Annotated in this window: 17 protein-coding genes; 12 read left to right on the plus strand and 5 right to left on the minus strand. The window is 64.1% G+C overall.

The window, feature by feature from the left end:
• Positions 1-101 precede the first annotated feature (101 nt).
• Positions 102-1,028, plus strand: a complete 927-nt coding sequence (locus tag ACO6VM_RS25595) for an alpha/beta hydrolase (RefSeq protein ID WP_401055740.1) — start codon at positions 102-104, stop codon at positions 1,026-1,028.
• Here the strand turns inward: ACO6VM_RS25595 and ACO6VM_RS25600 are convergent, their stop codons facing one another.
• On the minus strand, positions 1,029-1,781 hold the full coding sequence (locus tag ACO6VM_RS25600) for a DUF2059 domain-containing protein (RefSeq protein ID WP_401055738.1): 753 nt from the start codon (positions 1,779-1,781) through the stop codon (positions 1,029-1,031).
• 121 nt (positions 1,782-1,902) lie between these two features.
• On the opposite strand from ACO6VM_RS25600, the gene ACO6VM_RS25605 reads away from it, so the two are divergent.
• Both ACO6VM_RS25605 and ACO6VM_RS25610 read left to right on the plus strand, forming a co-directional pair.
• Positions 1,903-2,526 carry a 2OG-Fe(II) oxygenase gene (locus ACO6VM_RS25605; RefSeq protein WP_401055736.1) on the plus strand — a complete coding sequence of 208 codons (624 nt, stop codon included), beginning with the start codon at positions 1,903-1,905 and terminating at the stop codon, positions 2,524-2,526.
• Entirely contained in the window at positions 2,513-3,013 is a 501-nt protein-coding gene (locus ACO6VM_RS25610; protein WP_401055734.1) for a DUF523 domain-containing protein, read from the plus strand. The genes ACO6VM_RS25605 and ACO6VM_RS25610 overlap by 14 nt, the downstream gene beginning before the upstream one ends.
• Positions 3,014-3,033: 20 nt before the next feature.
• Here ACO6VM_RS25610 and ACO6VM_RS25615 read toward each other — a convergent pair whose 3' ends face one another.
• Complete coding sequence (locus tag ACO6VM_RS25615) at positions 3,034-3,504, minus strand: transporter substrate-binding domain-containing protein (protein ID WP_258643649.1); 471 nt, start codon at positions 3,502-3,504, stop codon at positions 3,034-3,036.
• A 225-nt stretch (positions 3,505-3,729) separates the two neighbouring features.
• Between ACO6VM_RS25615 and ACO6VM_RS25620 the strand changes: the two genes are divergently transcribed.
• Positions 3,730-4,206, plus strand: coding sequence for a DUF4399 domain-containing protein (locus ACO6VM_RS25620; protein WP_401055732.1), 477 nt, complete (start codon positions 3,730-3,732; stop codon positions 4,204-4,206).
• Positions 4,207-4,376: 170 nt separating this feature from the next.
• On the opposite strand, the gene serA is transcribed toward ACO6VM_RS25620, so the two are convergent.
• The gene (gene serA, locus ACO6VM_RS25625; protein ID WP_390968144.1) at positions 4,377-5,606 is read right to left on the minus strand and encodes a phosphoglycerate dehydrogenase; all 1,230 of its coding nucleotides are present in this window, start codon (positions 5,604-5,606) and stop codon (positions 4,377-4,379) included.
• A gap of 171 nt (positions 5,607-5,777) precedes the next feature.
• Between serA and ACO6VM_RS25630 the strand changes: the two genes are divergently transcribed.
• From ACO6VM_RS25630 to ACO6VM_RS25645, 4 genes are all read left to right on the plus strand, one after another.
• Positions 5,778-7,175 (plus strand): FAD-binding oxidoreductase, encoded by a 1,398-nt coding sequence (locus ACO6VM_RS25630; RefSeq protein ID WP_125860972.1) that lies wholly within the window; start codon positions 5,778-5,780, stop codon positions 7,173-7,175.
• 25 nt (positions 7,176-7,200) lie between these two features.
• Positions 7,201-7,866: a fumarylacetoacetate hydrolase family protein gene (locus ACO6VM_RS25635; protein WP_401055730.1), complete on the plus strand. Its 666-nt coding sequence runs from the start codon at positions 7,201-7,203 to the stop codon at positions 7,864-7,866.
• 154 nt (positions 7,867-8,020) lie between these two features.
• Complete coding sequence (locus ACO6VM_RS25640; RefSeq protein ID WP_422404004.1) at positions 8,021-8,947, plus strand: SdiA-regulated domain-containing protein; 927 nt, start codon at positions 8,021-8,023, stop codon at positions 8,945-8,947.
• A gap of 89 nt (positions 8,948-9,036) precedes the next feature.
• Positions 9,037-9,942, plus strand: a complete 906-nt coding sequence (locus tag ACO6VM_RS25645; RefSeq protein ID WP_401055726.1) for an SdiA-regulated domain-containing protein — start codon at positions 9,037-9,039, stop codon at positions 9,940-9,942.
• A 140-nt stretch (positions 9,943-10,082) separates the two neighbouring features.
• Here ACO6VM_RS25645 and rpiA read toward each other — a convergent pair whose 3' ends face one another.
• Positions 10,083-10,757, minus strand: a complete 675-nt coding sequence (gene rpiA / locus ACO6VM_RS25650) for a ribose-5-phosphate isomerase RpiA (protein WP_110992109.1) — start codon at positions 10,755-10,757, stop codon at positions 10,083-10,085.
• A gap of 135 nt (positions 10,758-10,892) precedes the next feature.
• On the opposite strand from rpiA, the gene ilvA reads away from it, so the two are divergent.
• Together ilvA and ACO6VM_RS25660 are read left to right on the plus strand one after the other, a co-directional pair.
• The gene (gene ilvA / locus ACO6VM_RS25655) at positions 10,893-12,407 is read left to right on the plus strand and encodes a threonine ammonia-lyase, biosynthetic (RefSeq protein ID WP_125860966.1); all 1,515 of its coding nucleotides are present in this window, start codon (positions 10,893-10,895) and stop codon (positions 12,405-12,407) included.
• Positions 12,408-12,584: 177 nt separating this feature from the next.
• Positions 12,585-13,010, plus strand: a complete 426-nt coding sequence (locus tag ACO6VM_RS25660; protein ID WP_232883021.1) for a DUF2269 domain-containing protein — start codon at positions 12,585-12,587, stop codon at positions 13,008-13,010.
• 110 nt (positions 13,011-13,120) lie between these two features.
• Here ACO6VM_RS25660 and ACO6VM_RS25665 read toward each other — a convergent pair whose 3' ends face one another.
• The gene (locus ACO6VM_RS25665) at positions 13,121-13,777 is read right to left on the minus strand and encodes an HAD family hydrolase (RefSeq protein WP_401055724.1); all 657 of its coding nucleotides are present in this window, start codon (positions 13,775-13,777) and stop codon (positions 13,121-13,123) included.
• A gap of 141 nt (positions 13,778-13,918) precedes the next feature.
• On the opposite strand from ACO6VM_RS25665, the gene ACO6VM_RS25670 reads away from it, so the two are divergent.
• On the plus strand, positions 13,919-14,398 hold the full coding sequence (locus tag ACO6VM_RS25670) for an RNA pyrophosphohydrolase (protein ID WP_003249017.1): 480 nt from the start codon (positions 13,919-13,921) through the stop codon (positions 14,396-14,398).
• A gap of 22 nt (positions 14,399-14,420) precedes the next feature.
• Positions 14,421-16,700, plus strand: a complete 2,280-nt coding sequence (gene ptsP, locus ACO6VM_RS25675) for a phosphoenolpyruvate--protein phosphotransferase (protein WP_110992113.1) — start codon at positions 14,421-14,423, stop codon at positions 16,698-16,700.
• The last annotated feature ends 98 nt before the right edge of the window (positions 16,701-16,798 follow it).

The raw sequence follows: 16,798 nt of genomic DNA on the forward strand, positions 1-16,798 counted from the left end.
CCCACAGGGACGAGTTGGCCTTGGGTCGTGCGCCAGCTTGCCACGGCGCTGCCATAAGCTGAATATCCCAGATCAATACTTGCCTCGTTGTGGATGTACCGATGCCTGCCGCTTTCCAGCCCGACCTGTTGCGCGCCAGCCTGGCGCCGCTTGCCGAACGTCAACCGCTGTCCGCTCAAGCCCGCGACTACCAGCGCTTCTACGGCCTGGACCTGGGCGTGCCGAGCTGGCTTGGCGGCTTTTGCGCGGCGGGGTTCGAGCTGGTCGGCCAGGTCTGGCTGCCCGCCCAGCCGGTGGCGACGCTGTTCATGCTGCACGGCTACTACGACCACATGGGCCTGTACCGGCATGTCATCGAGTGGGCATTGGCACAGGGCTATGTGGTGATCAGCTGTGACCTGCCGGGGCATGGGCTGTCCAGCGGCGAGCGGGCCAGCATCGATGACTTCGCCCTCTACCAGCAGGCCCTCGATGCGCTGTTCGAGCAGGCGCGCCAGCTCGAACTGCCGCACCCCTGGCACCTGTGCGGGCAAAGCACGGGCGGTGCGATCGTGGTCGATCACCTGTTGCATTGCGCCGGGCAGAGCCCGGCCGACGGTGAGGTGATCCTGCTGGCACCGCTGGTGCGCCCGCGCGCCTGGGGCTGGTCGAAGCTGAGCTACCGGGTGCTGCGCCACTTCGTCAACGGCATCGAACGGCGCTTCAGCGAGAACACCAACGACCCGGCGTTCCTGCCGTTCCTGGAGGCCGACCCGCTACAGCCACGGCGCCTGCCGACCGCCTGGGTCGGCGCATTGATGAAATGGGTAAGGCGCATCGAGGCCGCGCCGCAGAGCGCGCGGCGGCCATTGATCGTACAGGGGGAGGCGGATGCCACGGTGGATTGGCCGTACAACCTCAAGGTGCTCAAGGCCAAGTTCGCCGAGCCGCAGATCCTGATGCTGCCCGAGGCCCGGCACCACCTGGCCAACGAGCTGCCGGGCATCCGCCAGCGCTACTTCGACTTCATTGGCCAGCGCCTGGGCTAATCAGTTCAGGTCGTTGGCGTTCTGGCCCACGGCGAGGGCGGCGCGCACCGCGCTTACCGCCGCTTTGTAATAGGCCTGGCCGTCCGGTGACTCGGCGAAGGTGGAGAACTGTTCCAGCTCGGCGTCCGACAGGTCGCGATAGACATATAACAGGGTGTTGTCGAGGTCTTCGCCGACCTGGTTCATCAGGCGCTGGCGTTGGCCGTCGAGCAGGTTCTGCGTCTGACCGCCACCGAACAGGCCGGGGATCATCGAGCTAAGGCTGTCGGCGGCCACCCCGGCGATGGCCAGGCTGACTTCCGCACCGGCCTCGCGCGCGGGCAGCGCCTGCGCCAGGTGGCCGATGATCAGCTGACGATTGTCGCTGGCCTGGATCTTCGGCAGGCCCTTGGCGTTCTTGGCCAATTGGTCCTTGCGCGTGGCCAGCAGCTCGGCAGCCACCACCTTGCGCCCCAGCGGCGACTGGAAGAAGGCCAGGGCCGGTGCCGGGTTCTTGAGGGTGCTGCGCAACTGCGCCTGGGCGCGGCGGTCCATGGCCTGGGCCTGGAAGCGCTGGTTGCTGTTGTTGACCAGCGCCTGGTAAACCGCAGGCGGCAAGCTGTTGCGGTAGCGCTGCTGGGCGGCGCTCACGGCATCGTTGAAATGGGCGCGCTGGTCGGGCCAGCCGGCGGCCTTGTACAGCTGATCGAGGTTGTCTGCCCAGACAGGCATGGTGCAGATCATCAGCAGAAGCAGGGAAAACAGACGGCGCATTCAGGACTCCTGTCGTCAGGCCGCCATTGTCCTTGGCATGGCGGGGCTTTGTCGAGTCGCCAGGGGCGCTTCCTGACCAAGTGGCGCTGTGCGCGGGCAGGCTGAATGGCTATGATGCGCCATGCACAATCCTTGCGAACATCCCATGCTGTCGGCAATCGTCGACGACCTGGCCACCCGTGGCTGGTCGCAGCAAACCCTCTTTCTACCCGACGGGCTGTCGCGTCAGCTCGCGCTCGAGTGCCGGCGCCGTTATGCCGAAGGCGAACTCAACCCTGCCGGGGTGGGGCGCGGCGCCGCGCAGGAAGTGCGCGAGGCGATCCGTGGCGACCAGATCCAGTGGATCGACCCTGGTGAATCCGAGGCCTGCGACCTTTACCTGGGGGCCATGGACAGCCTGCGCCAGGCCATCAACCAGGGGTTGTTCCTCGGGCTCGAGGATTTCGAGTGCCATTTTGCCCTGTACCCGCCGGGGGCCTTCTACCGCCGCCATCTTGATCGCTTCCGCGACGACGACCGGCGTACCGTGTCTGCCGTGTTCTATCTCAATGAAGGCTGGCAGCCGGACGATGGCGGGCAGCTGCGCATGTTCCTCGACGGCGATGTCGAGCATGACGTGCAGCCGATCGCCGGCAGCCTGGTGGTGTTCCTTTCTGGCGCCATTCCCCATGAAGTCCTCCCGGCCGGGCGCGAGCGCCTGTCGCTGACGGGCTGGTTCCGCCGCCGTGGCAATGACCCGTTCTGAGCTGCCGAAAGTCCTGGTCAGCGCCTGCCTGCTGGGCCAGCCGGTGCGCTACGACGGGCGTGCCAGCGGCCACCCCGACCTGCTGCAGCGCTGGCAGGCCGAGTGCCGGGTAGTACCGCTGTGTCCGGAAGTGGCCGGCGGCCTGCCGACGCCCCGCCCTGCAGCGGAAATCCCGGGCGGGCAGGGTGGCCAGGTGCTGGACGGGCAGGCGCAGGTGCTGACGGCCAGCGGCGAAGATGTCAGCGCGGCGTTCATGGCCGGGGCGCAATTGGCGCTGGCACTGGTTCGCCGGCATGGCATCCGGGTGGCGGTGCTCAAGTCCGGCAGCCCGTCGTGCGGTAACCGGCAGACCTACGACGGCACTTTCACCGGGGTGAAAGTAGCGGGCGAGGGCGTCACCACGGCGTTGTTGCGGCGTGAAGGGGTGCAGGTGTTCAGCGAGCTGGAGTTGAGCGAGGCCGAACGGGCGCTGGCAAGCCTGTTGTAGGCGCCAGCGTCAGCAGGGGCTCACTTCTGCGCTTGGCTCTGCAGCCATTTCTGTTCAAGCGCTGCCAGCCGGCCATCGCTCTCGATCCGCTTCAAGGCATTGTTCACGGCGCTCTCGAAGGCCGGGTTGCCTTTCTGGAAGGGGATCACCAGGTGCGGGGTACTGAATGGCTGGCTGGTTACCAGTTCCGGGTCCAGTTCAGGCTGAGGCTTGTTGAAGGCAATGTCGTACTTGCCGCTGACGACACCTGGCAAAACATCTTCAGGCGTGGCTTCCACGAACTCGGCGCGCACATCCAGCTCTTTGGCCAGGGCCTGGCCCAGCTCGATTTCGAAGCCGGTCAGGTGCTGGTCTTCTTTAAGCACATAGGGCGGCGTGTCGCTCAGCACGGCAATGCGCAGTTCGCCGCGGTCGTTGATTTCGTCGATCAGTTCGGCCTGGGCCAGTGGGCAGAACAGTACTGCCAGCAGTACGCCAATGGTCAAACGCATGAAAGCCCCTTATTTGTATGGCAGGTGAATGTCATTCGCCGCAGCTTGTTCCTCGCCCGGTCGAACGCAGCCTATGACCCCAGGACCTGGGTAATGTTTAACGCCATTGCAACTATTTCTGTAGCGCTTTTCTGAACCTTCTCCGGCGCAGATGAACTATGGTGAATACCGCTTTGCTTGGTTTTAGTGATAGCGGTCAATTGAAGTGAATGACAGGAGAAGTGAATGAAAAGCCTATTTTCGCGTGCTGCCGTTGCCGGTCTGCTGATGGGGGCGTCGGTGTTCGCCAGTGCCGCGGATGCACTCAAGAGCGAGCAGCCACCGGAAGGCGCCAAGGTCTTCATCGTTTCCCCCGCCGACGGCGCCACGGTCGACCAGACCTTCACCGTCAAGTTCGGTATCGAGGGTATTGCCCTCAAGCCTGCCGGTGACCAGACCGCGCACAGCGGCCATCACCATCTGCTGGTGGATGTCGACAAGGCGCCAGTGGCCGACATGCCGCTGCCGACCAGCCTGATGCCCGAGAACAACGCTCCGTTGCCGGCCGGCCCGCAGGTGCTGCACTTCGGCAAGGCGCAGACCGAGGCGACCATTACCCTCACCCCAGGCAAGCACACCCTGCAACTGGTGCTGGGCGACAAGTACCACGTGCCGTTCAAGCCGAGCGTCGAGTCGCAGAAGATTACCGTCAACGTCAAGTAAGGCCGGCGCCGGGCCTGTAGGAGCGGCTTTAGCCGCGATCACCCGCAAAGCGGGTGCCATCAATCGCGTTGCCGGTTTCGCGGCTGAAGCCGCTCCCACAGGATCGAGTTCAAATCGCCAATAAAAAAGGGAGGCCACCTGGGCCTCCCTTTTTCATGCAGCCAGCAAACTTAGAACAGTACGCGCGAGCGGATAGTGCCTTTGACGTGCTGCAGTTTTTCCTGGGCCAGGTCCGAGTACTCGGCGTCGACGTCGATAACCACGTAACCGACTTTCTCGTCGGTCTGCAGGAACTGACCGGAGATGTTGATACCGTTTTCGGCGAACACTTTGTTGATTTCGCTGAGCACGCCCGGGATGTTCTCGTGGATGTGCAGCAGGCGGTGCTTGCCTGGGTGCGCCGGCAGGGCCACTTCAGGGAAGTTGACCGACGACACGGAAGTACCGTTGTCGCTGTACTTGACCAGCTTCTCGGCCACTTCCAGGCCGATGTTGGCCTGGGCTTCGGCGGTGGAACCACCGATGTGCGGGGTCAGGATCACGTTGTCCAGGCCACGCAGCGGGCTTTCGAACTCTTCATCGTTGGAGCGCGGCTCGACCGGGAACACGTCGATGGCGGCGCCGATCAGGTGCTTGTCCTTGATCGCGGCGGCCAGGTGATCCAGCTCGACCACGGTGCCACGGGCGGCGTTGATCAGGATCGAACCCTTCTTCATCGCGCGGATTTCCTTCTCGCCGATCATCCACTGGGTGGATGGCAGCTCGGGAACGTGCAGCGAGACGATGTCGGCCAGGCCCAGCAGTTCATTCAGGCTGGTGATCTGGGTGGCGTTACCCAGCGGCAGCTTGGTCAGCGGGTCGTAGAAGTAGACCTGCATGCCCAGGCTCTCTGCCAGTACCGACAGCTGGGTGCCGATCGAGCCGTAGCCGACGATGCCCAGCTTCTTGCCACGGATCTCGAAGGAGTTGGCCGCGCTCTTGATCCAGCCGCCACGGTGGCAGGAAGCGTTCTTCTCAGGGATGCCGCGCAGCAGCAGGATGGCTTCGGCCAGCACCAGCTCGGCGACCGAACGGGTGTTGGAGTACGGTGCGTTGAACACCGCGATGCCGCGCTCGCGGGCTGCGCCCAGGTCGACCTGGTTGGTGCCGATGCAGAAACAGCCGACCGCGACCAGTTTTTTCGCGCAGTCAAAGACCTCTTCGGTCAGTTGGGTGCGCGAGCGGATGCCAATGAAGTGGGCATCGGCGATCTTTTCCTTCAGCTCTGCGTCCGGCAGCGAGCCGGTGAGGTATTCGATGTTGCTGTACCCGGCAGCCTTGAGGATATCCACCGCATTCTGGTGGACGCCTTCAAGAAGAAGGAACCTGATCTTGCTCTTGTCGAGAGAAGTCTTGCTCATCTGCGTAAACCTGTATCCCGGAGAAAAATGGCGAGGGGGGTTGAAGCGGCGCGGCGTCGGCCTTAGCACGAACAACGGGAGGGCTATGCTAGCATACGCGACTCAATCTGAGCTTATCCCGACAGGTGAAGAGTACTCAGGGTGACTATGAATAAGTCGAGGGTTCCAGCGATGACCCAGCCTGCATTAATTGAAGAGCTGATGACCCTGGTCGACCCAGGCAAGGTGCTTACCGACCCGGCCTCGCTCGACGCCTATGGCAAGGACTGGACCAAGCATTACCCGCCCGCGCCGAGCGCCATCGTTTTCCCCAAGACCACCGAGCAAGTGCAGGCCATCGTCGCCTGGGCCAACCGGCACAAGGTCGCCCTGGTGCCGTCAGGCGGGCGCACTGGCCTGTCGGGTGCCGCGGTCGCTGCCAACGGCGAAGTGGTGGTGGCCTTCGACAACATGAACCAGATCCTCGCCTTCAATGAGTTCGACCGCACCGTGGTCTGCCAGCCAGGTGTGATTACCCGCCAGTTGCAGCAGTTCGCCGAGGACCAGGGCCTTTACTACCCGGTGGATTTCGCCTCCAGTGGCTCCAGCCAGATCGGCGGCAATATCGGCACCAACGCCGGCGGCATCAAGGTCATTCGCTACGGCATGACCCGCAACTGGGTCGCCGGGCTGAAGGTGGTCACCGGCAAGGGCGAACTGCTCGAGCTCAATAAAGACCTGATCAAGAACGCTACCGGCTACGACCTGCGCCAGTTGTTCATCGGCGCCGAAGGCACGCTGGGCTTTGTGGTCGAGGCAACCATGCGCCTGGACCGCGCGCCGCGCAACCTCACGGCGATGGTGCTGGGCACGCCGGATTTCGATGCGATCATGCCGGTGCTGCACGCCTTCCAGGGCAAGCTGGACCTCACCGCGTTCGAGTTTTTCTCCGATAAAGGCCTGGCCAAGATCATGGGCCGTGGCGATGTGCCCGCGCCTTTCGCGACGGACTGCCCGTTCTATGCCTTGCTGGAGTTCGAAGCCAGCACCGAGCAGGTGGCCAACGAAGCGCTTGCCACCTTCGAGCACTGCGTCGAGCAGGGCTGGGTGCTGGACGGGGTGATGAGCCAGAGCGAGACGCAGCTGAAGAACCTGTGGAAGCTGCGCGAATACCTGTCCGAGACCATCTCCCACTGGACCCCGTACAAGAACGACATCTCGGTCACCGTGTCGAAGGTGCCGGCGTTCCTGCGCGATATCGATGCCATCGTCGCCGAGCACTACCCGGATTACGAAGTGGTCTGGTACGGCCACATCGGCGACGGCAACCTGCACCTGAACATTCTCAAGCCCGAGCACATGAGCAAGGACGACTTCTTTGCCTCGTGCGCCAAGGTCAACAAGTGGGTGTTCGAGATCGTCCAGCGCTACCACGGCTCGATCTCCGCCGAGCACGGCGTGGGCATGACCAAGCGTGATTACCTGGGCTACAGCCGCTCGCCGGATGAAATTGCCTGCATGAAGGCGATCAAGGCGGTGTTCGACCCGAACGGCATCATGAATCCGGGTAAGATCTTCGCTCCCGAATAAAAAGCAGTGTTCACAGGAGTCGGCCATGAGTTACCAGCACCAGTACGTAGACGGCACGCGCATCCACTTCCCGCTGGGCAAGGTGGTGTGCATCGGCCGCAACTACGCCGAACATGCCAAGGAACTGGACAACCCAATCCCCAGCGAGCCGCTACTGTTCATCAAACCGGGCAGTTGCGTGGTGCCCCTCGAGGGCGGCTTCAAGATCCCTACCGAGCGCGGTTCGGTGCACTACGAGGCGGAAATCGCCGTGTTGCTGGGCAAGTCGCTGTCGCCGCACCCAACCGAAGAGGAAGTGCTCGACGCCATTTCCGGCTTCGCCCCGGCGCTGGACCTGACCCTGCGCGACCTGCAGGCCAAGTTGAAGGAAAAGGGCCTGCCGTGGGAGCTGTGCAAGAGTTTCGACGGCGCTTGTGTACTGCCGCCGTTCGTTTCGGCGGGTACCTTCGAGGACCTCACCGACATCGGCATCCGCCTGACCATCAATGGCGAAGTGCGCCAGGACGGCAACAGCGCGCTGATGCTCAACCCGATCGTGCCGATGATCCAGCACATGGCGGCGAACTTCTCGCTGCAGGCGGGCGACGTGATTCTCACCGGCACCCCGGCGGGCGTGGGGCCGTTCAATGTCGGTGACGAGCTGGTCCTGGAACTTCCGGGCGTCAGCCGGTTCGAAGGCCGCGTGCTCTGACTGCGCAGACGCGACGGCAGCCCTGCTGCCGTCGTGTGGCCATCACCTGATGGCATTTGTCGTTTTTTTCACAAACGATCCGGATAATCCGCAGTTTCATGTTCACTTGCCGACGTTAAGGAAGACATCACGGCTCATCATCAGGACCCCGCCAATGGCTATCCCGTCCACCGCTCCTGTTCCGCCCTCCCGTAAACGTCACGCGCTGCTGCGCTGGCCGGCCTGGCTCGCTGCCTTGGCGCTGATCGGCTATGGCCTGGCCGTGGCCATGCACTGGGATGACCGAGGGCTGCTGTGGATAAAGGAACGCTTCGAGACCCAGGCTGAACGCCAGGAAAGCATCTGGCTGCCGGACTATGTGGTGGACATCGACGCCAAACCGCTACCGGGCATGGAGCGGGACGAGGCCTCTGACCTGGCGTACAGCCCGCACACCCGCACCCTGTTCGCGGTGATGGGCAAGCACCCCTTCCTGGTCGAGTTGACGCTTGAAGGCGATGTGCTGCGCAAGATGCCGCTGGCAGGTTGGTCGAACCCGGAAGGCGTAGCGGTGCTGGAGGATGGCCAGATCGCCATCGTCGACGAGCGCAACCATGACCTGACCCTGGTCAAGGTGGACGCCAGCACCACGTCGCTGAACCGCGCCGACTTCCACAGTTACGACCTGGGCGATGAAGGCAATGGCAACAAGGGCTTCGAAGCGGCGGTCTGGGACCCGATGCGCCAGCGCCTGGTGATTGGCGAAGAGCGGCCGCCACAGCTGTACGTCTGGAGCACCGATGGGCGCAGCCCGCTGAAGGGCGACAAGCAGCCGCTGGCCAGTGACGAACTCGACCTGCGCAACCTCTCCGCGCTGGGTGTCGACCCCCGCACCGGCCACCTGCTGGTGCTGTCGGCGGACTCCAACATGCTGCTTGAGCTCGATGAAAAGGGTGAGCAGGTCAGCTTCATGACCCTGCTCGGCGGTTTCAATGGCCTCAAGGACCGTATCCCCCGGGCAGAGGGCGTGGCCATGGACGAGCAGGGCAACCTGTATTTTGTCAGCGAGCCCAACCTGTTCTATCGCTTCAAGAAGCACTGACGCGCGCTCAGGGGAGCACTACGCTGGCATTAAGCTTTGCTTCAGTTGGTAGTGGTTAGATTCGTGCTCATTTTGCCGAGTTTGCCCCCATGCGCCCTAGCCGCCGTCTGATTTTTGCTGTCACCGCCTCTGTTCTGCTGCTTTTCGCCGGCGTGGCAGGGCACGAGTTCCGCCTGTTCGAGCGCGGCTGGTTCAACCTCAAGACCTGGTGGCAGCCCGCGCAACAGAGCATGGGCCTGGACCGTTACCAGGTGGTGCTCGAGGCCCAGCCTGTCGCCGGGCTGGACGACGATATCTCGGCGCTGACCTACGATCCCGACCGCAAGAGCCTGTTCACCGTCACCAATGCCAAGTCCGAGCTGATCGAGTTGTCGCTGGACGGGCGCATCCTGCGCCGGATTCCACTGACCGGCTTCGGTGACCCCGAAGCGGTGGAGTATGTGGGCCCCGGCACCTATGTGATCACCGATGAGCGCCAGCAGCGCTTGATCCGTGTGCGCCTGGATGACGACACCCTGTTTCTCGATGCCAACGATGCCGAGCAGCTCAGCCTGGGTATCGGCCTCAATGGTAACAAGGGCTTCGAGGGGCTGGCCTATGACTCGGCAGGCAAGCGCCTGTTCGTGGCCAAGGAGCGGGACCCGATGGTGATCTACGAGGTGCATGGCTTTCCCCATGACAACCCCGACAAACCCTACGCCGTGCATGTGGTACAGGACCGCAAGCGTGACCGGCGGTTGTTCGTGAGGGATCTGTCGAGCCTGCAGTACGACGAGCGCAGCGGGCATCTGCTGGCGCTGTCGGACGAGTCGCGTCTGGTGCTGGAACTGGACGTGAAGGGCAGGCCGCTAAGCACGATGTCATTGCGCAAAGGCTTCCAGGGCTTGCAGCAGACCGTGCCGCAGGCAGAAGGGATCGCGATGGATGACGCCGGGACCCTTTATCTGGTCAGTGAGCCGAACCTGTTCTATGTGTTCAAGCAGCCGGCCAACTGAAGGGGTGGGCTGAGCAGATCGCGGGGCAAGCCCGCTCCCACGGAAATGGGCTGCCCCCAAGAAGTTGAACACCAGTCCAACCCTTGGGGGCAGTCCAGAAACGTGGGAGCGGGCTTGCCCCGCGATGGCGTCTGACCTGCTTACTCGGCCTTGAGCGTCTTCACGCCTTCAGCGGTACCCAGCAACAGCACATCCGCCGGGCGCGCCGCGAACAGGCCGTTGGTGACCACGCCGACAATGGCGTTGATCTGGCTTTCCAGCGCCACAGGGTCGGTGATCTGCAGGTTGTGCACATCGAGGATGACGTTGCCGTTGTCGGTCAGTACGCCCTCGCGGTACACCGGGTCGCCGCCCAGCTTGACCAGCTGGCGCGCCACATGGCTGCGGGCCATGGGGATGACTTCGACCGGCAGTGGGAAGGCGCCCAGTACCGGTACCAGCTTGCTGGCGTCGGCGATGCAGATGAAAGTCTTGGCCACGGCCGCAACGATCTTCTCGCGGGTCAGGGCCGCGCCGCCGCCCTTGATCAGGTTGAGGTGGGCGTCGCTTTCGTCGGCGCCATCCACGTAGAACTCCAGCTCGCTGACGCTGTTCAGCTCATAGACCGGGATGCCATGGCCCTTCAGGCGCTGCGCGGTGGCCTCGGAGCTGGCGACGGCGCCGTCGAAGGCGGTCTTGTGCTGAGCCAGGGCATCGATGAAGAAGTTGGCGGTAGAGCCGGTGCCGACACCGACGACGCTCTTTTCATCCAGTTTCGGCAGGATGAGGTCGACGGCGGCCTGGGCAACGGCCTGTTTGAGTTGGTCCTGGGTCATGCGGGCTCCGGGAGGGGCTGGGCGGAAATCGAAAGGGGCCTAGTATAACGGCTCGCGCGGCTTTGCTGTGGTCGCCCGACGTAGCGCTGCGGTAGACTCCCAGGCCTTGTCCCGCGGCCCAGTGATGCTTTCCCGATGCTCGAACAGTACGTCAAGAAGATCCTCACCTCGCGCGTCTACGACGTTGCCGTCGAAACCCCGCTGCACAGCGCCGGCCAGCTGAGCAAGCGCCTGGGCAACACGGTGCTGCTCAAGCGCGAAGACCTGCAGCCGGTGTTCTCGTTCAAGATCCGCGGGGCGTACAACAAGCTGGCGCAGCTGAGCGCGGAGGAACTGGCCCGCGGCGTGGTCACCGCGTCGGCCGGCAACCACGCCCAGGGCGTGGCTCTGGCCGCCCGTGAGCTGGGCATCAAGGCCACCATCGTGATGCCCAAGACCACCCCGGAGATCAAGATCGAGGGCGTGCGCTCGCGCGGCGGCAAAGTGGTGTTGCATGGCGACTCATTTCCCGAGGCGCTGGCCTATTCGCTGAAGCTGGTCGACGAGAAGGGCTTCGTCTATATCCACCCCTATGACGACCCGCACACCATCGCCGGCCAAGGCACGGTGGCCATGGAGATCCTGCGCCAGCACCCGGGCCAGCTGGACGCGATCTTCGTGCCGGTCGGCGGCGGCGGCCTGATCGCCGGCATCGCCGCCTACGTGAAGTACCTGCGCCCTGAGATCAAGGTGATCGGCGTCGAGCCGGACGATTCCAACTGCCTGCAGGCCGCCATGGCTGCCGGCGAGCGCGTGGTGCTGCCGCAGGTCGGGCTGTTCGCCGACGGCGTGGCGGTGGCGCAGATCGGCCAGCACACCTTCGACATCTGCCGCCATCATGTGGATGAAGTGATTACCGTCAGCACCGATGAGATCTGTGCGGCGATCAAGGATATCTACGACGATACCCGCTCGATCACCGAACCTGCCGGCGCACTGGGCGTGGCCGGGATCAAGAAGTACGTCGAACTCAAGGGCGTGACCGGGCAGACCCTGGTGGCCATCGACTCCGGCGCCAACGTCAATTTCGACCGCCTGCGCCATGTCGCCGAGCGCGCCGAGCTGGGCGAGAAGCGCGAGGCGATCATTGCCGTGACCATCCCCGAGCGCCCGGGCAGCTTCAAGGCCTTCTGCGAGGCCATCGGCAAGCGCCAGATCACCGAGTTCAACTACCGCAAGCACACCTCGGACGAGGCGCACATCTTCGTTGGCGTGCAGACCCATCCGGACACCGATCCGCGTGCGGCACTGGTGCAGCAGTTGACCGAGCAAGGCTTCCCGGTCATCGACCTGACTGACAACGAACTGGCCAAGCTGCATATCCGCCACATGGTCGGCGGCCACTCGGCCGGGGCCCGCGACGAGATCGTGCTGCGTTTCGAATTCCCCGAGCGGCCGGGCGCACTGTTCAACTTCCTCAACAAGCTGGGCGGGCGCTGGAACATCTCGATGTTCCACTACCGTAACCACGGCGCTGCCGATGGCCGCGTGGTGGCGGGGCTGCAGGTGCCGGAAGACGAGCGTCACCTGGTGCCGGCGGCGCTGGCCAAGATTGGCTACCCGTATTGGGACGAGACCGAGAACCCGGCTTACCGGCTATTCTTGGGCTGAATACGTCATCGCGGGGGGAGAGCAACCCCCCCCACCAAGAGGGGGGGGGGGGGTGGCTCCCAAGCCTTTGTTTGGGGGGAGGTTGGTGGGGGGGGTGCGTCTTCTCGTTCGTGGGGGGGGGGGGGGCCCCCCCCCCCCCCCCCGATGCTGGATGGCCCGCAGAAGGAATCTCGACAAATGGAACACCTGACCACCCTCAAGACCCTGCACATCCTCGCCACCGCGCTGCTGTTGCTGGGCGCACTGGGCCTGGCAATCTGGACCGGCTACGCCCGTCGCAAAGGCGATGCCGAGGCCTACGCCAAACTGCTGCGCCGGCCGCTGGTGTTCGTCTGGCTGCTGATGGGCCTGTGCCTGGTGAGCATGCCGTTCACTGGCTGGTGGCTGGTGCATCTGGTGGGTTGGCCGCTGGGGCAGACCTGGGTGCTGGCGTCCAGCGTCATCTACACCGTTGGCGCGTTTGCAGTGTGGTGGCTGCTGGTGCGCTTGAACCGGCTGCGCAAGGCCGAAGTGGTGGGGTTGAAGTTCACCCTGGCGCTGGCGGTGTTCAGCGGCGTGTGCTTCCTGTCCATCGCCGGGCTTATGGGCGCCAAACCGGTCTGAATGGCGGTTGCACTCGATCGCGGGGCAAGCCCGCTCCCACAGGGATCTCACAGGCTCAAGACCTGCACGCCACCTGTGGGAGCGGGCTTGCCCCGCGATCATTTTTGAGCTCAATCGCGCAACGAAATCACCGGCCACCCCCGCCGCTCAGCCTCGGCGCGCAGCTTCGGGTCCGGGTCCACCGCCACTGCATGGGTCACTTGCTCCAATAGCGGCAGGTCGTTCATCGAATCGCTATAGAAGCAGCTGTCTTCCAGGTCGAAGCCGTTCTCCAGCATCCAGCGGTTCAGCCGCGTCACCTTGCCTTCACGGAAACAGGGTATATCGGTACTGCGCCCGGTATAGCGCCCGTCCTGCGTTTCGCATTCGGTCGCCAGCAGCACGCGCACGCCCAGGCGGCGGGCGATGGGCGCGGTGACGAAGCGGTTGGTGGCGGTGATGATCACCAGCTGGTCGCCGGCCTCGCGGTGCTGCTGCAGCAACGCCAGGGCCTTGGGCAGGATCATCGGTTCGATGCAGTCGCGCATGAACTCGCGGTGCCATTGCGCAAGCTGTGTCGGTTCGGTAGCGGCAAGGATTTCCATGGAGAAGGCCAGGTAGGCCGAAAGGTCCAGGCTGCCGTGCAGGTAGTCCTGATAGAAGGCATCGTTGCGTGCCTTGTACGCGACCGGGTCGAGGATGCCCCGTTCGCACAGGTAGTCACCCCAGGCGTGGTCGCTGTCGCCACCGAGGAGGGTATTGTCCAGATCGAATAAAGCCAGGCGCATGGGAATGTCTCGCAGAAGCCCTCGGGAAGCCCCGCACAATACGGAGTTTTCACCTCGCTGCACATAAGCTTGGCGGGCGCGTTGCTGCGCTCGCAAGCTTTGTGGAACAATGCCGCGACATGCGTTTGCGAGGTTGCTGCCGTGATCGACCCGGATGGTTTTCGCCCCAATGTCGGGATCATTCTTACGAATGATGCCGGGCAGGTGCTATGGGCTCGGCGGATCAACCAGGATGCCTGGCAGTTTCCCCAGGGTGGCATCAACCCTGACGAGACGCCGGAAGACGCCCTGTACCGCGAGCTGAATGAAGAAGTCGGCCTTGAGCGCGACGATGTGGAAATTCTTGCCTGCACCCGTGGCTGGTTGCGTTATCGTTTACCGCAGCGCCTGGTGCGCACCCACAGCCAGCCGCTGTGCATCGGCCAGAAGCAAAAGTGGTTCCTGCTGCGCCTTGTGAGCAATGAGCAACGGGTGCGCATGGACCTGACTGGCAAACCGGAATTCGACGGCTGGCGTTGGGTCAGCTACTGGTATCCGCTGGGCCAGGTGGTGACATTCAAGCGCGAGGTCTACCGACGCGCCCTGAAAGAGCTAGCCCCGCGCCTGCTGACGCGCGACTGACGACGGAGTCCGACCCCGAGCCATGCTCAATACGCTGCGCAAGATCGTCCAGGAAGTGAACTCCGCCAAAGATCTCAAGACGGCGTTGGGTATCATTGTCTTGCGCGTCAAGGAAGCCATGGGCAGCCAGGTCTGCTCGGTCTACCTGCTCGATCCTGAGACCAACCGCTTCGTGCTGATGGCCAGTGAAGGCCTCAACAAGCGCTCCATCGGCAAGGTCAGCATGGCCCCCAACGAGGGCCTGGTCGGCCTGGTCGGCACCCGGGAAGAGCCGCTGAACCTGGAAAACGCCGCCGACCACCCCCGCTACCGCTACTTCGCCGAGACCGGCGAAGAAAAATTCGCCTCCTTCCTCGGCGCACCGATCATCCACCACCGCCGCGTGGTCGGGGTGCTGGTCATCCAGCAGAAAGAGCGCCGCCAGTTCGATGAAGGCGAGGAAGCCTTCCTGGTCACCATGAGCGCCCAGCTCGCCGGGGTTATCGCCCATGCCGAGGCCACCGGCTCGATCCGCGGCCTGGGCCGCCAGGGCAAGGGCATCCAGGAGGCGCGCTTCGTCGGAGTGCCGGGCTCGCCAGGGGCTGCGGTCGGCCGCGCCGTGGTGATGCTGCCGCCGGCTGATCTGGAAGTGGTGCCGGACAAGACCGTCGAAGACATCGACAACGAACTCAAACTGTTCAACAACGCCCTCGAAGGCGTGCGCGAAGACATGCGCAAGCTGTCGGCCAAGCTGGCCACCCAGCTGCGCCCGGAAGAGCGCGCGCTGTTCGACGTTTACCTGATGATGCTCGAGGACGCCGCCCTCGGTGGCGAGGTGACCGAGGTCATCAAGACCGGCCAGTGGGCCCAGGGTGCGCTGCGCCAGGTCGTCGGCGAGCACGTCAACCGCTTCGAACTGATGGACGACGACTACCTGCGCGAGCGCGCCTCCGACGTCAAGGACCTCGGCCGCCGCCTGCTCGCCTACCTGCAGGAAGCCCGTTCGCAGTCGCTGGTGTATCAGGACAACACCATCCTGGTCAGCGAAGAGCTGACCCCCGCCATGCTTGGCGAGGTGCCGGAAGGCAAGCTGGTCGGCCTGGTCTCGGTGCTTGGCTCGGGCAACTCGCACGTGGCGATTCTCGCCCGGGCCATGGGCATCCCCACGGTCATGGGCCTGGTCGACCTGCCGTATTCGAAGGTCGACGGCATCGAGCTGATCGTCGACGGCTACAAGGGCGAGGTGTACACCAACCCCGGCGAAGTGCTGCGCAAGCAGTACCGCGACGTGGTCGAGGAGGAGCGCCAGCTGGCCCAGGGGCTCGACGCCCTGCGCGAGCTGCCGTGCATAACCCCGGACGGCCACCGCATGCCGCTGTGGGTCAACACCGGGCTGCTCGCCGACGTGGCGCGTGCCCAGCAGCGTGGCGCCGAGGGTGTCGGCCTGTACCGCACCGAAGTGCCGTTCATGATCAACCAGCGCTTCCCCAGCGAGAAGGAGCAACTGGCGATCTACCGCGAGCAGCTGCAGGCGTTCCACCCGCTGCCGGTGACCATGCGCACCCTCGACATCGGTGGCGACAAAGCGCTGTCGTACTTCCCGATCAAGGAAGAGAACCCGTTCCTCGGCTGGCGCGGCATCCGTGTCACCCTCGACCACCCGGAAATCTTCCTGGTGCAGACCCGCGCCATGCTCAAGGCCAGCGAGGGCCTGAACAACCTGCGCATCCTGCTGCCGATGATTTCCGGCATCCACGAGCTGGAGGAGGCACTGCACCTGATTCACCGGGCCTGGGGCGAAGTCCGCGACGAGGGCACCGACGTGCCGATGCCGCCGGTGGGCGTGATGGTGGAAATCCCCGCAGCGGTGTACCAGACCAAGGAGCTGGCGCGGCAGGTGGACTTCCTGTCGGTCGGTTCCAACGACCTTACCCAGTACCTGTTGGCGGTCGACCGCAACAACCCGCGGGTCGCCGACCTCTACGACTACCTGCACCCGGCCGTGCTGCAGGCCTTGAACACCGTGGTGCGCGACGCCCATGGCGAAGGCAAGCCGGTGAGCATCTGTGGCGAAATGGCGGGCGACCCAGCAGCGGCGATCCTGTTGATGGCCATGGGCTTCGACAGCCTGTCGATGAACGCCACCAACTTGCCGAAAGTGAAATGGATGCTGCGCCAGATCAACATGAGCAAGGCCAAGGAACTGCTGGTCGACGCCATGAGCCATGACAACCCGCAGGTTATCCACAGCTCGCTGCAGCTGGCGCTGAAGAACCTGGGGCTGGCGCGGATGATCGGGCCTGGGGCCAACAAGACCCTCTGAACATGAGGTTTCCTGTGCCGGCCTCTTCGCGGGTAAACCCGCTCCCACAGGTTTGCGCGGTCCCTGTGGGAGCGGGTTTACCCGCGAAGAGGCCCGCA

The sequence above is a fragment of the Pseudomonas sp. GZD-209 genome (assembly GCF_049310485.1).
In the GTDB taxonomy this organism is placed as follows: domain Bacteria; phylum Pseudomonadota; class Gammaproteobacteria; order Pseudomonadales; family Pseudomonadaceae; genus Aquipseudomonas; species Aquipseudomonas sichuanensis.

Excerpts from the sequence above, each read along its gene's own strand:
- ACO6VM_RS25595 (WP_401055740.1), top strand. The coding sequence starts at position 102 with ATGCCTGCCGCTTTCCAGCCCGACCTGTTGCGCGCCAGCCTGGCGCCG.
- ACO6VM_RS25600 (WP_401055738.1), bottom strand. The coding sequence starts at position 1,781 with ATGCGCCGTCTGTTTTCCCTGCTTCTGCTGATGATCTGCACCATGCCT.
- ACO6VM_RS25605 (WP_401055736.1), top strand. The coding sequence starts at position 1,903 with ATGCACAATCCTTGCGAACATCCCATGCTGTCGGCAATCGTCGACGAC.
- ACO6VM_RS25610 (WP_401055734.1), top strand. The coding sequence starts at position 2,513 with ATGACCCGTTCTGAGCTGCCGAAAGTCCTGGTCAGCGCCTGCCTGCTG.
- ACO6VM_RS25615 (WP_258643649.1), bottom strand. The coding sequence starts at position 3,504 with ATGCGTTTGACCATTGGCGTACTGCTGGCAGTACTGTTCTGCCCACTG.
- ACO6VM_RS25620 (WP_401055732.1), top strand. The coding sequence starts at position 3,730 with ATGAAAAGCCTATTTTCGCGTGCTGCCGTTGCCGGTCTGCTGATGGGG.
- serA (WP_390968144.1), bottom strand. The coding sequence starts at position 5,606 with ATGAGCAAGACTTCTCTCGACAAGAGCAAGATCAGGTTCCTTCTTCTT.
- ACO6VM_RS25630 (WP_125860972.1), top strand. The coding sequence starts at position 5,778 with ATGACCCAGCCTGCATTAATTGAAGAGCTGATGACCCTGGTCGACCCA.
- ACO6VM_RS25635 (WP_401055730.1), top strand. The coding sequence starts at position 7,201 with ATGAGTTACCAGCACCAGTACGTAGACGGCACGCGCATCCACTTCCCG.
- ACO6VM_RS25640 (WP_422404004.1), top strand. The coding sequence starts at position 8,021 with ATGGCTATCCCGTCCACCGCTCCTGTTCCGCCCTCCCGTAAACGTCAC.
- ACO6VM_RS25645 (WP_401055726.1), top strand. The coding sequence starts at position 9,037 with ATGCGCCCTAGCCGCCGTCTGATTTTTGCTGTCACCGCCTCTGTTCTG.
- rpiA (WP_110992109.1), bottom strand. The coding sequence starts at position 10,757 with ATGACCCAGGACCAACTCAAACAGGCCGTTGCCCAGGCCGCCGTCGAC.
- ilvA (WP_125860966.1), top strand. The coding sequence starts at position 10,893 with ATGCTCGAACAGTACGTCAAGAAGATCCTCACCTCGCGCGTCTACGAC.
- ACO6VM_RS25660 (WP_232883021.1), top strand. The coding sequence starts at position 12,585 with ATGGAACACCTGACCACCCTCAAGACCCTGCACATCCTCGCCACCGCG.
- ACO6VM_RS25665 (WP_401055724.1), bottom strand. The coding sequence starts at position 13,777 with ATGCGCCTGGCTTTATTCGATCTGGACAATACCCTCCTCGGTGGCGAC.
- ptsP (WP_110992113.1), top strand. The coding sequence starts at position 14,421 with ATGCTCAATACGCTGCGCAAGATCGTCCAGGAAGTGAACTCCGCCAAA.